Source organism: Pseudomonas sp. ICBG1301, assembly GCF_016918385.1.
In the GTDB taxonomy this organism is placed as follows: domain Bacteria; phylum Pseudomonadota; class Gammaproteobacteria; order Pseudomonadales; family Pseudomonadaceae; genus Aquipseudomonas; species Aquipseudomonas palleroniana.
In genome coordinates, this window is the sequence record NZ_JAEKGB010000004.1 from 370,905 (window position 1) to 384,933 (window position 14,029).

At 59.9% G+C, this 14,029-nt stretch carries 12 protein-coding genes; 7 read left to right on the forward strand and 5 right to left on the reverse strand.

All coding sequences use genetic code 11. The annotated features are described in order from the left end of the window. Window positions 1–1,236 carry a sterol desaturase family protein gene (locus JBE38_RS11770; protein ID WP_060753594.1) on the forward strand — a complete coding sequence of 412 codons (1,236 nt, stop codon included), beginning with the start codon at window positions 1–3 and terminating at the stop codon, window positions 1,234–1,236. Here the strand turns inward: JBE38_RS11770 and JBE38_RS11775 are convergent. Next, entirely contained in the window at window positions 1,217–1,852 is a 636-nt protein-coding gene (locus tag JBE38_RS11775; RefSeq protein ID WP_090368034.1) for a DedA family protein, read from the reverse strand. The two genes, JBE38_RS11770 and JBE38_RS11775, sit on opposite strands and share 20 nt — an antisense overlap. A gap of 209 nt (window positions 1,853–2,061) precedes the next feature. Here JBE38_RS11775 and hemB point away from each other — a divergent pair, with 209 nt between their 5' ends. Both hemB and ppk1 read left to right on the forward strand, forming a co-directional pair. Beyond that, complete coding sequence (gene hemB, locus JBE38_RS11780; protein ID WP_060753592.1) at window positions 2,062–3,075, forward strand: porphobilinogen synthase; 1,014 nt, start codon at window positions 2,062–2,064, stop codon at window positions 3,073–3,075. 18 nt (window positions 3,076–3,093) lie between these two features. Beyond that, window positions 3,094–5,316 (forward strand): polyphosphate kinase 1, encoded by a 2,223-nt coding sequence (ppk1, locus tag JBE38_RS11785; protein WP_060753591.1) that lies wholly within the window; start codon window positions 3,094–3,096, stop codon window positions 5,314–5,316. 241 nt (window positions 5,317–5,557) lie between these two features. On the opposite strand, the gene ppx is transcribed toward ppk1, so the two are convergent. After that, window positions 5,558–7,060, reverse strand: a complete 1,503-nt coding sequence (ppx, locus tag JBE38_RS11790) for an exopolyphosphatase (protein ID WP_090368040.1) — start codon at window positions 7,058–7,060, stop codon at window positions 5,558–5,560. A gap of 444 nt (window positions 7,061–7,504) precedes the next feature. Here ppx and JBE38_RS11795 point away from each other — a divergent pair, with 444 nt between their 5' ends. The 4 genes from JBE38_RS11795 (at window position 7,505) to JBE38_RS11810 (ending at window position 12,008) form a co-directional block, all read left to right on the forward strand. After that, a complete protein-coding gene (locus JBE38_RS11795) occupies window positions 7,505–8,161 on the forward strand; it encodes a DUF1120 domain-containing protein (RefSeq protein ID WP_060753589.1) in 657 nt (218 codons plus the stop codon). A 168-nt stretch (window positions 8,162–8,329) separates the two neighbouring features. Next, a complete protein-coding gene (locus JBE38_RS11800) occupies window positions 8,330–8,986 on the forward strand; it encodes a fimbria/pilus chaperone family protein (RefSeq protein ID WP_205344349.1) in 657 nt (218 codons plus the stop codon). Window positions 8,987–8,989: 3 nt separating this feature from the next. After that, on the forward strand, window positions 8,990–11,485 hold the full coding sequence (locus JBE38_RS11805) for a fimbria/pilus outer membrane usher protein (RefSeq protein ID WP_205344350.1): 2,496 nt from the start codon (window positions 8,990–8,992) through the stop codon (window positions 11,483–11,485). Further along, the gene (locus JBE38_RS11810; protein ID WP_205344351.1) at window positions 11,475–12,008 is read left to right on the forward strand and encodes a hypothetical protein; all 534 of its coding nucleotides are present in this window, start codon (window positions 11,475–11,477) and stop codon (window positions 12,006–12,008) included. Before JBE38_RS11805 ends, JBE38_RS11810 begins: the two co-directional genes overlap by 11 nt. Here JBE38_RS11810 and JBE38_RS11815 read toward each other — a convergent pair. The 3 genes from JBE38_RS11815 to JBE38_RS11825 are packed head-to-tail and all read right to left on the reverse strand — an operon-like array spanning window position 11,980 to window position 14,019. Then, the gene (locus tag JBE38_RS11815) at window positions 11,980–12,717 is read right to left on the reverse strand and encodes an amino acid ABC transporter ATP-binding protein (protein ID WP_060753585.1); all 738 of its coding nucleotides are present in this window, start codon (window positions 12,715–12,717) and stop codon (window positions 11,980–11,982) included. The two genes, JBE38_RS11810 and JBE38_RS11815, sit on opposite strands and share 29 nt — an antisense overlap. Further along, on the reverse strand, window positions 12,704–13,354 hold the full coding sequence (locus tag JBE38_RS11820) for an amino acid ABC transporter permease (RefSeq protein ID WP_060753584.1): 651 nt from the start codon (window positions 13,352–13,354) through the stop codon (window positions 12,704–12,706). Before JBE38_RS11820 ends, JBE38_RS11815 begins: the two co-directional genes overlap by 14 nt. After that, window positions 13,351–14,019 carry an amino acid ABC transporter permease gene (locus JBE38_RS11825; protein ID WP_205344352.1) on the reverse strand — a complete coding sequence of 223 codons (669 nt, stop codon included), beginning with the start codon at window positions 14,017–14,019 and terminating at the stop codon, window positions 13,351–13,353. Before JBE38_RS11825 ends, JBE38_RS11820 begins: the two co-directional genes overlap by 4 nt. Window positions 14,020–14,029: the final 10 nt, after the last annotated feature.

The window sequence follows — 14,029 nt, forward strand, 5'->3', positions numbered from 1 at the left end:
ATGGACTTCGTGCCTTACGCGGTACCGTTTTTCATCGCCTTGATCGTGATCGAGCTGCTCGCCGACCGCTGGCGTGGCGCACGCAACTATCGGGTGGCGGACGCCATCAACAGTCTCAGCACCGGCGTGTTATCGACCACCACGGGGCTTTTGACCAAAGGCGTGGGGCTGTTGACGTACGCCTTCGCTCTCAAGCACCTGGCGTTGATCGAACTGTCGGCCCACAGCGTGTGGACCTGGGTGTTCGCCTTCGTGTTCTACGACTTCTGTTACTACTGGCTCCATCGCATGGGGCATGAGCGCAATATCCTGTGGGCCGCGCACTCGGTGCACCATCAAAGCGAGGACTACAACCTCACCACCGCACTGCGTCAGACCAGCACCGGCTTTCTGTTGAGCTGGATCTTCTATCTGCCCCTGGCCGTGCTCGGCGTGCCGCTGGTGGTGTTTATCAGTGTGGCGTCGCTCAACCTGCTGTACCAATTCTGGGTGCACACCCGGCATGTGCCCAAGCTCGGCTGGTTCGAGTGGTTCTTCGTGACACCCTCCAATCACCGCGCCCACCATGCACAGAACGCGCTCTACATGGATCGCAATTACGGCGGCGTGTTCATTATTTGGGACCGGCTGTTCGGCTCGTTCCAGGAAGAGGACGATAACGAGCCGGTGATCTTTGGCGTCACCACGCCCCTGGCCAGTTGGAACCCGCTCTGGGCCAACCTGCAGTTTTATGCACAGCTGTGGAACGATGCGCGGCGCACCGAGCGCTGGTGGGACAAGCTGCGCATCTGGTTCATGCGCACCGGCTGGCGCCCGGCGGATGTAAAGGCTAAGTATCCAATGGCCAAGCATGACCTGAGCCAGTTCCGCAAATTCGAAGTGCCGTTGGATACGCGACAGCAGGTCTATATCGCCCTGCAATTTGCCGCGTATGTCGGGTTTGGCAGTTATTTGATGAATTTCGGCGAGGGGTTGCCCACGGCCGCGTTGATACTGGGCTGGAGTGCCATGGCGCTGGGGCTGTTTACCTTGGGCGTGGCCCTGGAGAATCGCCCGTGGGCGCTGAAGGCCGAACTCTTGCGGCTGGTGTTGAATGTGCCGCTGGTATGGCTGGCGCCGCTGGTCGGGCTATGGCCGGCCAGCCATCTGGGCTGGCTGGGCTTGGTGAGCTACAGCCTGCTCAGCGTGATTGGCCTCTACTGCTGCAGAAGCCAGGTTACTCGACTGGTGTCTTAGGGGGGGCGACAGGAACCGGCTCGGCTGCCAGCCGGGCCTTGGCCTCGGCACAGGCCTCGCGGGCGATGCGGGCGTTTTTGATCCGACGACGCAGCCACAGGCCGAAGCCCAGTACCAGCAATGCGCCCAATACCCACAGCTCGTACTTCTTGATGCTCCCCAGCATGCCTTCCAGCACTGCGCCGAAGTGGTACGCCGCAGCGCCCAGGGCCACCGCCCACACAGCGGCGCCAATACCGTTGAGGATCAGGTAGCGCAATGGCGGGTAGCCGGAAAGGCCAATCGCCACGGGCATTACCGTGCGCAACCCGTAGACGAAGCGGAAACTCAGCACCCAGATATCCGGATGTTTGCGGATATGTTCCAGGGCCTTGTCGCCCATCAATTGCCAGCGCGGTTTGCGCGCCAGCAGCTTGCGACCGTGTTTGCGGCCCATGTAGTACCAAAGCTGGTCACCGGCGTAGCTGCCGAAAAAGGCAACGACGACCACCAGGTTGATATCCATGTAGCCACGGAACGCCAGGAAGCCTGCGAGGACCAGAATGGTCTCGCCTTCGAAAAAGGTGCCCAGGAAGAGCGCAAAGTAGCCGAAGTCATGCAGAAATTGTTGAAGCATGGTCTGGGGATGCTGGCGAAATGAACGCGCAGCCTACGCCTTCGCGAACATTCATGAAAGTATCGAGATGTGTCACGAAGTGAACAAATCCTACATAAACGACGAATGCGACTACAGGTCGCATCGATAAGCACAACTGTCATTCCTTCGTCATAATGGCCGCTTATAACTGCAACGCTCGCCCGTAAACGCGGGCTCAGGAGTCTGTCGTGAGCTTTACCCCTGCCCATCGCCTGTTTCCCGCCACCCGTCTGCGTCGCAATCGTCGTGATGATTTTTCCCGCCGTCTGGTGCGTGAAAATGTACTGACTACGAATGATCTGATCTTGCCGGTCTTTGTGCTGGACGGGGAAAATCGCCGGGAAACGGTGGCCTCGATGCCGGGTGTGGAGCGCTTGACCATTGATTTGCTGCTTGAAGAAGCGGCCGGTTGGGTTGAATTGGGGATCCCGGCGTTGGCGCTGTTCCCCGTGACCCCACCTGAACTCAAGTCGCTGGATGCTGCGCAAGCCTGGAACCCCGACGGGATCGCCCAGCGCGCTACCCGCGCCCTGCGTGAACGGTTCCCGGAGTTGGGGGTGATCACCGACGTGGCCCTGGACCCGTTCACCACCCACGGGCAGGATGGCATTCTTGACGAAGACGGCTATGTTCAGAACGACATCACTGTCGATGCGCTGGTCAAACAGGCGCTGTCCCACGCTGCGGCAGGTGCCCAGGTCGTTGCGCCCTCGGACATGATGGATGGCCGCATCCAGGCGATTCGCGAAGCCCTGGAACTGGCCGGCCACGTCAATGTGCGGATCATGGCCTATTCGGCCAAGTACGCCAGTGCCTATTACGGCCCATTCCGCGATGCGGTGGGTTCGGCGCTGAACCTGGGCAAGGCCAACAAGGCTTCGTACCAGATGGACCCGGCCAACAGCCATGAAGCCCTGCACGAAGTGGCGGCCGACCTGGCCGAAGGCGCCGACATGGTCATGGTCAAGCCAGGGATGCCTTACCTGGACATCCTTTACCGGGTCAAAGAGGAATTCAAGGTGCCGACCTTTGTCTATCAGGTCAGCGGTGAATACGCCATGCACATGGCCGCGATCCAGAATGGTTGGTTGAGTGAAGGGGTGATCCTCGAATCCCTGACAGCCTTTAAACGTGCCGGCGCCGATGGCATTCTGACCTACTTCGCCGCCCGCGCTGCCCAATTGCTTAGAGAGCAACAATAGCCCTCACAGGAACACTCGATGAATACCGAAGGACTTACAGAAGTTGCCGTAAAAGACGCTCACCCGGTGGTTGAACAAGTCACCGAGACCCCGCCGGAGCTGGAGCCGGCACCGCCTGCTGTGGCGACTGAGCCACCTGTGCCGGCCCCGGTTCCCGTCGTGACCAACCTGGATGACAGCAGCCTGTACATCCACCGCGAGCTGTCGCAACTGCAATTCAACATCCGCGTGCTGGAGCAGGCGCTGGATGAGTCCTACCCGCTGCTGGAGCGGCTCAAGTTCCTGCTGATCTTCTCCAGCAACCTGGACGAGTTCTTCGAGATCCGTGTCGCCGGCCTCAAGAAACAGATCACTTTCGCCCGCGAGCAAGCCGGTGCCGATGGCCTGCAGCCGCATCAGGCCCTGGCCCGCATCAGCGAGCTGGTTCACGGCCAAGTGGATCGCCAGTACGCGATCCTCAATGACATCCTGTTGCCGGAACTGGAGAAGCATCAGGTCCGTTTTATCCGTCGTCGTCACTGGACCACCAAGATCAAGACCTGGGTGCGCCGCTACTTCCGCGACGAGATTTCACCGATCATCACCCCGATTGGCCTCGACCCGACGCACCCGTTCCCGTTGCTGGTGAACAAAAGCCTGAACTTCATCGTGGAACTCGAAGGCATCGACGCCTTCGGTCGCGACTCGGGCCTGGCGATTATCCCGGCGCCGCGCTTGCTGCCACGGATCATCAAGGTACCGGAAGAGGTCGGTGGGGCTGGCGACAACTATGTATTCCTGTCGTCGATGATCCATGCACACGCCGATGACCTGTTCCAGGGCATGAAGGTCAAGGGCTGCTACCAGTTCCGCCTGACCCGTAACGCCGACCTGGCGCTGGACTCCGAAGACGTCGAAGACTTGGCCCGTGCCCTGCGCGGTGAGCTGTTCTCGCGGCGCTACGGCGATGCGGTGCGCCTGGAAGTGGCCGATACCTGCCCGAAACACCTGTCGGACTATTTGCTCAAGCAGTTCAACCTGGGCGAGACCGAGCTGTATCAGGTCAATGGCCCTGTGAACCTGACGCGCCTGTTCAGCATCACCGGCCTGGACAGCCACCCGGAGCTGCAATACACGCCGTTCACTCCGCAGATCCCGAAACTGCTGCAAAACAGCGAGAACATCTTCAACGTCGTGAGCAAGCAGGACATCCTGCTGCTGCACCCGTTCGAGTCCTTCACCCCGGTGGTCGACCTGCTGCGCCAGGCTGCCAAGGACCCGCATGTGCTCGCTGTGCGCCAGACGCTGTACCGTTCCGGCGCCAACTCGGAAATCGTGGATGCATTGGTCGACGCTGCGCGTAACGGCAAGGAAGTCACCGCGGTGATCGAACTGCGTGCACGCTTTGACGAAGAGTCCAACCTGCAACTGGCCAGCCGCCTGCAAGCGGCCGGTGCGGTGGTGATCTACGGTGTGGTCGGTTTCAAGACCCACGCCAAGATGATGCTGATCCTGCGCCGCGAAGCCGGTGAGATCGTCCGTTATGCCCACTTGGGTACCGGTAACTACCACGCCGGCAACGCGAAGCTCTATACCGACTACAGCCTGCTGACCTCCGACGATGCGTTGTGTGAAGACGTTGGCAAGTTGTTCAGCCAGCTGATCGGCATGGGCAAGACCCTGCGCATGAAGAAGCTGCTGCATGCGCCGTTTACGCTCAAGAAGGGCATGCTCGACATGATTGCCCGCGAGACCCAGTTCGCCCTCGACGGCAAGCCGGCGCACATCATCGCCAAGTTCAACTCGCTGACCGATCCGAAAATCATCCGCGCGCTCTACAAGGCCAGCCAGTCCGGTGTGCGCATCGACCTGGTGGTGCGTGGCATGTGCTGCCTGCGCCCAGGCATTGTGGGGGTGTCGCATAACATCCATGTGCGCTCGATCATCGGTCGTTTCCTGGAGCACACGCGGGTCTTCTACTTCCTCAACGGAGGCGAAGAGCAGATGTTCCTCTCCAGCGCCGACTGGATGGAGCGCAACCTCGATAAGCGTGTAGAGACGTGCTTCCCGGTGGAAGGCAAGAAGCTGATCATGCGGGTCAAGAAGGAGCTGGAAAGCTACCTCACCGACAACACGCATAGCTGGAGCCTGCAATCGGACGGCCGCTACGTGCGCAACACGCCAACCGGCAACCAGAACCCGCGCAGTGCGCAGGCGACGTTGCTGGAGAAGTTGGGTAGCCCGATTCTCACCGTGAACTAAAAAGTGTGGGAGGGGGCTTGCCCTAATGCCTGTCAGTTAAGCGATAAAGCGGACGATGGATAAATTGTGGGAGGGGGCTTGCTCCCGATGGCCTGCGTAGCAGGCCCATTTTTGAGGCCGCTGCGCGGCCTATCGGGGGCAAGTCGAATCCTCGCACCGCCCCTCCCACAGTGACCGCGTTAATCTTTAACTGACCGGCATTAGGGCTTGCCCCCTCCCACAATTTGTTTTGTTCTTTGGGTCAGCGCACGTTCAGGCTGAATCCTACCCGCGTCAGCCACTCCGCTTCCTGGGCGAAATCCGCCTGGGTCAACTGGTTTTCATCCAGCCAGCCTTTGGGGAATACCACGTCGAGGCTGTCGCCGTTGGCCCTCAGGGTCACTTGAGGCATTTCCTGGGTGCCACGGATGTGGTGGAACAGGATCGCAAAGCGCAGCAGCGCACACAGGCGTATCAGCTTGATGCCGTCGTCGCCGAATTCGGCAAACTTGTCCTTGGGAATATTGCGGCGGTGGCCGCGCACCAGGAGGGCGAGCATCTGCTGGTCTTCTCGGGAGAAGCCTGCGAGGTCGGAATGCTCGATCAGGTAGGCGCCGTGCTTGTGGTAATGATAGTGGGCGATGTCCAGGCCCACTTCATGCACCTTGGCGGCCCAGCCGAGCAGCTCGCGCCATACGCCGTCTTCCAGGTCCCAATCCGCGGCCACCTGGTCGAACGCATGCAAAGCCTTGCGCTCCACGCGAATCGCTTGTTCCAGGTCGACGTGGTAGCGCTCCATCAGCGAGCTGAGGGTACGCTCACGCACGTCCTCATGGTGATGGCGCCCCAACAGGTCATAGAGCACGCCTTCGCGCAGGGCGCCATCGCAGTGGTCCATGCGTTGCAGTTCGAGGGCGTCGAAGATCGCTTCGAGAATCGCAAGGCCGGCCGGGAAGATGGTGCGACGGTCGGGCTTGATGCCATCGAAGTCGATTTTCTCGGCATCGCCCAGCTTGAACAATTTGCGCTTGAGCCACGCCAGCCCTTCGGCGTTGACCTCGCCGGTGCCATGGCCGCCGGCTTTCAAGGCCAGGCCGATGGCGCGGATGGTGCCGGACGAGCCGATGGCCTCATCCCAGGTCAGGCGGTGCAGGGCGTGCTCGATGCTCATGATCTCCAACCGTGCCGCCGTGTAGGCCTGGGCGTAGCGCGCCGGGGTGATCTTGCCGTCCTTGAAATAACGCTGGGTGTAACTGACGCAACCCATCTGCAGGCTTTCACGCAGCAGTGGTTCGAAGCGCTGGCCGATGATGAACTCGGTACTGCCGCCGCCGATGTCCGCCACCAGGCGTTTGCCCGGAGTGTCGGCCAGGGTGTGGGAAACGCCGAGGTAGATCAGGCGGGCTTCTTCACGGCCGGAGATGACTTCTACCGGGTGCCCGAGGATTTCTTCGGCGCGATGGATGAAGTCGTTGCGGTTACGCGCTTCGCGCAATGCGTTGGTGCCCACGATCCGTACGGAGCCCGGGGGCATTCCGTTGATCAGTTGGGCAAAGCGCTTGAGGCAGTCGAGCCCGCGCTGCATGGATTCTTCATTGAGTTGACGCTCGTCGTCGATCCCGGCAGCCAGCTGTACTTTTTCGCCGAGCCGCTCAAGGATGCGGATTTCGCCGTTCTGGGCCTTGGCCACGACCATGTGAAAGCTGTTGGAGCCCAGGTCGATGGCGGCGATCAGGGACAGATTCTTGGCTTGGGATTGCGGCATGGTTTGGGGTCTCGGTCGATAACCTTGCCATCGTGCCACGATCGACCGCTGGCGCCAACGCGTTGTGCTTCGGGAATTTCTCTGAGGCTGTATGTGAGACTTTTTTGTAGGAAATGTAGGTTGTCTTTCCAGGCTTTTGTAGAAGTGCTTCTGGGGCGGCGTAGGATATTTAACTAGTGTAGGTTTTAAGTCCGATTATGATTTTGCCTACAATCCAGCCGTGCAGTTTTTATTCCTTATGTTAGTTGAACCTACCGTTGGAGGTTGCCACGCTGACAGTTTCTTTTTACCGCTCCCACAATAATTGAGGTGCCGTCTTATTCTTTAGTCAACTACCAAGCGAACAGACTGTCACTCGGCAATTTTGCCGTGGTGTTATTTATTTATGGCTTGTCTTGTAAAGAAAAATAAATACACCTGATAACTTTTTGTGACAGGTTGAATATGAAAAAAATTGTTGGATTGACTCTTGGTATCGCTTGCCTGGCCGCAACCCTCAATGCACAGGCTTCCACTACTGCCGAGCTGATCGTCAGGGGTACGATCAAACCGGCGGCGTGTAACCTCAGCATGACCGGCGGCGGCATTATCAACTACGGCGAAATTCCTTCGGGTCAACTGCTCCCGACGGCATTCAATCCGCTTGCGGAAAGGACTACCCCGCTGACCGTCAGTTGCGGTACCACGCCCGCCAAGTTCGGGCTGAAATTTGTCGACCTGCAGGCCGGCAGCAAGGTGCCTGGCATCCTGAATGCGCTTGGCGCGGGCTATACCGAGACGCATAACTTTGGCCTGGGCCTTGTGTCTGGCCGCAAGACCGGCGGTTTTGCCGTCACCCTGAAGGATCTCAGGGCTTCGGCCGTTGTGCTCAACCCCATCATGCGTATCGGCGCCGGTGCCTGGCAGAACAGTGACGGAAAAGTCGCGCAGTCGCCTACCCAATACTCCTGGCGATCCGGCGTCACTGCCGTTCCCGCTCCGGTCGCACAACTGACCGGGACTATCGCTGTCAGGGCGGTGATCAATAAAGGCCAGGATCTGGACCTGAGTCGCGACATTACCCTGGATGGGCGCGCGACACTTGAACTGAGCTACATCTAAGCGACTGGAATACAGCCGATCAGGAAACTGACTCGTTTCTTGTCGGCTGTTTCTAAGTGGATTTCAGTTTGTCAATTGTCACTTCCATGTCGTGGAGCGTACTGAGTGCCCAGACTTTCAGTAATACTAAGTTCGTGGTTGTTATATCCAGGGTCTTTTTTTTGTTTTATGGGCATTGCAGCCGCGGACGGTATGTTGCCGGAAACTACAGTGGTTGTGCTTTATGAAGCGCAGGGCGAAGCCACGATCAATATAAAAAATACCGATGCGACGCCGGCGCTACTGCATTCGGTCATTGAAAACATACCGGAAGATCCTGAGCCGCTATTGATTGTTACACCGCCCATTACACGTGTGGAGGCCGGTGAGACTCAGCTGGTGCGTTTCATCAGTACTCTTAAGGCGCCACTCAAGGCCCAGCGGCTGAAGCGAGTGACCTTCGAGGGGATTCCCCAGGCACGTGCGGCGGGTGGTGCGACCATTGGTATCACCCTGCGGCAGAATTTACCGCTGATCCTGCATCCGCGAGACCTGCCGGTACATCAAACCCCTTGGGAACTGCTGAAGTGGGCACAGGCGGGGGAGCGCCTCACCGTTCACAACGACAGCCTTTATGTGGTGCGCCTGGCGCCGGAGGTGCAATTACTGCCACGAAGGTCTGCGGCTACTTTGCCACGGACCTACATTTTGCCGGGTGAAACCCTGACGGTGAAGGTTGACGGCGGGCTGGAGGGCTTGACTGAGGTCGAGATTCAACCGGCCACGGTCTATGGGTTTTCGGCGGACAGCTATCGGGCCCTTATCAATGTCAGTGGGGTTGATTGACCCATGACATCAAGTAACAGACTTGTCGCATCGTTATGGCCCAGGCGACCCAGCCTGTTTGTGGGGGTTGCGACGCTATGGAGCTTGCCCGGCCTCGTCCCCGCACTGGAGCTGGGGGAAGGTTTCGACTTGGCGGCGCTGACCACGCACGGTATTGATCCGAAGGTTTCCGACTACTTTCGCAGTGCCGCGCGTTTTCGCGAAGGTGTGCATGTGGTGGGATTGCGGATCAATGGAAACCCGCTTGGGTTGGTGGATGCGCAGTTCGACGCACAAGGGCAGCTGTGTTTTACCCCGGGCTTGCTGGATAAAGCAGGCTTGGTGAAGCCCGCCGGTCTTGTCCGTGAAGGCGACGCCTCGAGTGCGGCCTGCCATGATTTCCTTGGCGCCTTCCCGACGACGATGGTACGGCTTCGGCCCGGCAGCAATGAAGTGGCGCTGGTGGTACCCACTCAATCACTGCGTGAGCCGCAATGGGAGGCCGCAGACTTTTCCCGAGGCGGCGCCGCGGCGTTGTTCAACTATGACGTGCAGGGGTTTGACAGCCGCTCGCGCAGCGGGCCGAGCCGATTCGTTTCGGCCTATACCGAGGCAGGTTTCAACTTGGGCGATTGGATTGTTCGCAGTCGTCAATTCTATGTATCCGACAACGGGAACGCCCGAACCGAGCATCTCTATGCTTACGCTCAGCGGGACATCGCTGCACTGCAGTCGACTTTCCAGGCCGGCCAGATTTCCACGAATAATCCGCTGTTTGGCGGTATCCAGTTATCGGGTGCGCAGTTTTCTCCTGATGGCCAGTCGCGAGCGCCGGCAGGCAGCAACAACGCCGTGGTGGAGGGGCTGGCCCAAAGCCAATCGCGAATTGAGGTGCGTCAGTCGGGCGTCTTGATCCACAGCACGCTGGTGCCTGAAGGGCCTTTCAGGCTTACGGGCTTGCCTCTGCTCAACGGTACCAGCGACCTGGAGGTCAGCGTCATCGATGTGCGTGGCGCCAAGCGCAACTTCGTGGTGCCCGCGGCCTCTTTCGCGGGAGCTGCCCCGGCTGCGCCCGGTTACTATTTTTCCCTCGGCAAGATACGGGATAACACGCTGGATGAGGCGCCGTCGCCCGTCGTCGCCATGGGCAGTGGCACTTGGGGTTTGGGGCGCGATTCGTCAGCCGGGTTCGGTGTGTTGGGCACCGCTGAATACGGGGCGGCCGGCGGTACGCTGAGCAGTGTATTTTTCCAGCGGGTTTCCGTCGGGGCACGTCATAACCTGTCCCGGGACAGTCGCAACGCGGTGTCCGGCTCGCGCAGCAGCGTCACCGTAAGCAGCCCGGTGGCCGCCAACGTTGATCTCCACCTCAGTTCGACCCAGCAGACCCGGGGTTACCGCGAGGTCGTTGAAGCGGGCCGCCGAACCACGGCCGATGAGCTGGGGTCGCGCTTCAAGCATCAGTACACGGCGGGTGTGAGCTGGGTTGAACCTACGTTGGGAGTGTTCTCCCTGGGCTATACCCGCAGTGCTCAATTTGACGGGCAAACCGCCGAGCATGTGTTTGCTGCCTGGAACAAGTCGCTGCGCTACGCCGATGTGGCGTTGGTCGCTGATTCACAGGTGGGTGGCTCTCAGTCCCGCCATGACGCCGGGCGCGATGACCGCCGCCGTGAGCGTGACCTGGACAATGACTTGTCCGTGCGACTGCAGGTCAGCATGCCCCTGGGTGGCGAGCGCCGTGTAAACAGTTACGTCAGCCGGCGTGGGAATCAGGCCCGTGCCGGCACTGCGTTCAGTGAGCGGGTCAATGACTACGTGCGTTACGAGGTGGGCACCGAGCGTGACCTCAGTAATCGGGAGCAGTCGGTTCGTGGCCAGGTGGACCTGACGCCCCGTTATACCCGACTTGGCCTGGGGGTCAGCCGAGATGCCCAGGGCAGTAGCTATACAGGGCAGTTGCAAGGGGGCGTCGTGGCCCACGCCGGCGGGCTGACATTCTCGCCTTACACCGTGCAGGACACGTTTGGGATCGCCTCGGTGGGTGACATCGGCGCTGCAAGAATCGACACCCCGCAGGGGCCGGTGTGGACCGATTTCAAAGGGCAGGCGGTGATCCCTGGCTTGCCCGCGTACACCAGCAGCCGTCTTGAAGTTCAGACCCGGTCCTTGCCCAAGCGTGTTGACTTGAAGAACGGCACCCAGGTGCTCGCGGCCGGGCGAGGGTCGGTCAATACCGTGGCGTTCGAGGTGGTCAAAGTGCGCCGCGTCCTGCTGACTGCCAGTGACTCACAAGGTCGACCTCTGCCCCAGGGTGCTGCGGTCTTCGACAAGCACAATCGTTTTCTGACCAGTGTGGTGGGAGAGGGCATGATTTTCCTGAACGACCTTAACGATGCGCAAGATTTGCGGGTTTCCTTGTCGGACTCTTCCTCGTGTGTGTTGGACCTTGCCGTAAATGCCCAGCCCGACAATGACAAGTTCTACGAGACAGCCTCGGCGGTGTGCCATGGCCGTTAAGCTGAAATGCATGGGGCTTGCACTGTTCTGCACGGTATCGGTGGCCCAGGGCGTTCGGGCAGAAAACTGTCGGCTCTCGCTGAGCCAGTCGCGCATCGACTATGGCGTTGTTCATCGCGAGGCGTTGCGCGAAAGCCCGACGGTGACGCTCGGTTCGCGCACGCTGCACTTGAGCGTGCTGTGTGCAGAGCCTTCGGCCATCGCGTTGCGATTCACTGGCGCGGCAGATGGGCGAGGTTTCCGGTTCGGGCAACAGGGGCGCCTGCGGCTGAGTCTCAAGCATGCCCTGATGGATGGGCGCGCCGTCGATTGGGGGCTGGCACACCTGCCCGGTGAGGCCACTCGCGGGCAGTTGTTACCGGGCCAGGTCCTGGTGGCACGAGCATTGGGCAAAAGGCTGACGGCCCAGGTCGATGTCGACACTGACCTGCCTGCCGATGCCTTTGAGGTGCGCTATCAGACGGTACTGGAAAGCCAGGGCAATTTCGAACTGGTCAGTCCGGCTGTTCCACTGAACCGATGAAATTGGCGAACTCCGGGGTTTGCGGGTTGGCAAACAACACCTTGGGATCGCCCACTTCATGCACCTTGCCCTGGTGCATGAACACCAGCTTGTCGCCGACTTCCCGGGCAAAGCGCATTTCGTGGGTCACCATGATCAAGGTCATGCCGTCCTTGGCCAGTTGGCGCACGACGCTGAGTACTTCATTGACCAGCTCCGGGTCGAGGGCCGAGGTTATCTCATCACACAGCAACACTTTGGGCGACATGGCCAGGGCACGGGCAATCGCTACTCGCTGTTGTTGGCCGCCAGAGAGGCGATCGGGGAATGCGTCGAATTTTTCCCCAAGGCCGACCCGCTCCAGCATCTGGCGGGCCAGTTGTGCCGCCTTGGCCTTGGGCACTTTCTGCACCACCTGGGGTGCCAGCATCACATTCTCACCGACCGTCAGGTGCGGGAACAGGTTGAATTGCTGGAACACCATGCCGACTTTCTGTCGCAGGCTGCGCAGGTCGGCGCGGGCGGCGTCGAGATATTCGCCATCGACTTCGATCACGCCATCGTTAATGGACTCCAGGCCATTGAGGGTGCGCAGCAGGGTGGATTTGCCCGAGCCGCTGCGGCCGATGATGGCTACCACTTGGCCTTCATCCACCGTCAGGTCGATGCCCTTGAGTACATGATGGTCGCCGTAATACTTATGCAGGGCGGAAATTCTAAGCAGAGGCATGCAGTCTCCTTTCCAGGTAGCGCGCACTGAGGGACAAGGGGTAGCAGAGCAAAAAGTAACCAAGGGCCACCAGGCCATAGACCATGAAGGGCTCGAAGGTGGCGTTGGCGAGCATGCCGCCGGTCTTGGTCAATTCGGTGAAGCCGATGATCGAAGTCACGGCGGTGCCTTTGACCACTTGCACCGAGAAACCCACGGTGGGGGCCACTGCAATGCGCAGGGCCTGGGGCAGAATCACGTAGCGCAGTTGTTCAAGCGGGTTCAGCGCCAGGCTGGCCGACGCTTCCCACTGCCCATGGGCGATGGAGTCGACGCAGCCGCGCCAGATTTCAGCGAGGTAGGCGCTGGTGAACAGGGTCAGGGCAATCGCCGCCGCCAGCCACGGTGAGATATCCACCCCGAGCAGGGCGATGCCGAAAAACACCAGGAACAGTTGCATCAGCAGCGGCGTGCCCTGAAACAGTTCGATGTAGGTACGGGCGACATTGCGCGGGAAGGCCTTGCGGCTGATACGCATCGTCATGACCAGCAGGCCGATCACGCCGCCGCCGATGAATGCCACCAGCGACAATATCAAGGTCCACTGCAGGCCGGTGGCCAGGTTGCGCACGATATCCCAGAAGGAAAAATCACTCATCGGCTGTTCCTCATCACAAATCGGCGACCGATCCAGTTGAGCAACTGACGAATCATCAGTGCCATGCACAGGTAGACCAAGGTGGTCAGGGCATAGGTTTCAAAGGCTCGGAAGTTGCGCGACTGGATAAAGTTGGCGGCAAAGCTGAGTTCCTCGGTGGCGATCTGCGAACACACCGCCGAACCGAGCATTACGATAATGATCTGGCTGCTCAGGGCCGGCCAGACTTTGCCCAGCGCCGGCAGCAATACCACGTGGCGAAACGCTTCGAAGCGCGTCATTGCCAGCGCGGCGGCGGCTTCCAGTTGCCCGCGAGGGATGGCCTGGATACCGGCGCGGATGATCTCGGTTGAGTAAGCGCCCAGGTTGATCACCATTGCCAGCACGGCGGCTTGCCACTCGGTGATTTTCAGCCCCAGGGACGGCAGGCCGAAAAAGATGAAAAACAACTGCACCAGGAACGGCGTGTTGCGGATCAACTCGACATACACACCGAACAGCCAGGCAAATGGCTGACTCTTCCACGCCCGCGCCACGGCACCGACTGTGCCCAGGGCCACCCCCAGGATTGCGCCGATGGCTGTCAGCTCAAGGGTGAACAAGGCGCCACGCAACAGCAGATCGGTATTGGCCAGCACCGGCACAAAGTCGAATTGATAGGCCATGGATCAGCTC

What these genes read in the sequence shown, in the direction of transcription:
- JBE38_RS11770 (WP_060753594.1), top strand. Translation starts at nt 1, where the DNA reads ATGGACTTCGTGCCTTACGCGGTACCGTTTTTCATCGCCTTGATCGTG.
- JBE38_RS11775 (WP_090368034.1), bottom strand. Translation starts at nt 1,852, where the DNA reads ATGCTTCAACAATTTCTGCATGACTTCGGCTACTTTGCGCTCTTCCTG.
- ppk1 (WP_060753591.1), top strand. Translation starts at nt 3,094, where the DNA reads ATGAATACCGAAGGACTTACAGAAGTTGCCGTAAAAGACGCTCACCCG.
- ppx (WP_090368040.1), bottom strand. Translation starts at nt 7,060, where the DNA reads ATGCCGCAATCCCAAGCCAAGAATCTGTCCCTGATCGCCGCCATCGAC.
- JBE38_RS11795 (WP_060753589.1), top strand. Translation starts at nt 7,505, where the DNA reads ATGAAAAAAATTGTTGGATTGACTCTTGGTATCGCTTGCCTGGCCGCA.
- JBE38_RS11800 (WP_205344349.1), top strand. Translation starts at nt 8,330, where the DNA reads ATGGGCATTGCAGCCGCGGACGGTATGTTGCCGGAAACTACAGTGGTT.
- JBE38_RS11805 (WP_205344350.1), top strand. Translation starts at nt 8,990, where the DNA reads ATGACATCAAGTAACAGACTTGTCGCATCGTTATGGCCCAGGCGACCC.
- JBE38_RS11810 (WP_205344351.1), top strand. Translation starts at nt 11,475, where the DNA reads ATGGCCGTTAAGCTGAAATGCATGGGGCTTGCACTGTTCTGCACGGTA.
- JBE38_RS11815 (WP_060753585.1), bottom strand. Translation starts at nt 12,717, where the DNA reads ATGCCTCTGCTTAGAATTTCCGCCCTGCATAAGTATTACGGCGACCAT.
- JBE38_RS11820 (WP_060753584.1), bottom strand. Translation starts at nt 13,354, where the DNA reads ATGAGTGATTTTTCCTTCTGGGATATCGTGCGCAACCTGGCCACCGGC.
- JBE38_RS11825 (WP_205344352.1), bottom strand. Translation starts at nt 14,019, where the DNA reads ATGGCCTATCAATTCGACTTTGTGCCGGTGCTGGCCAATACCGATCTG.